Annotated in this window: 1 rRNA gene; it reads right to left on the bottom strand. The window is 54.9% G+C overall.

Features of this window, described 5'->3' with window-relative positions:
• Positions 1 to 255, bottom strand: a 16S ribosomal RNA gene (locus QMX80_RS19325); the annotation flags it as partial.

Below are 255 nucleotides of genomic sequence, written 5' to 3'. Positions count from 1 at the left end.
GGCGGTCTCCTTAGAGTTCCCACCATTACGTGCTGGCAACTAAGGACAAGGGTTGCGCTCGTTGCGGGACTTAACCCAACATCTCACGACACGAGCTGACGACAGCCATGCAGCACCTGTGTTCGCGTTCCCGAAGGCACCAATCCATCTCTGGAAAGTTCGCGACATGTCAAGGCCAGGTAAGGTTCTTCGCGTTGCATCGAATTAAACCACATACTCCACCGCTTGTGCGGGCCCCCGTCAATTCCTTTGAGT

The sequence above is a fragment of the Stenotrophomonas sp. PS02297 genome (assembly GCF_029959705.1).
GTDB lineage: Bacteria > Pseudomonadota > Gammaproteobacteria > Xanthomonadales > Xanthomonadaceae > Stenotrophomonas > Stenotrophomonas nitritireducens.
Note: the sequence above shows the minus strand (reverse complement) of the source record. Positions and strands in the feature narration are given on the sequence as shown.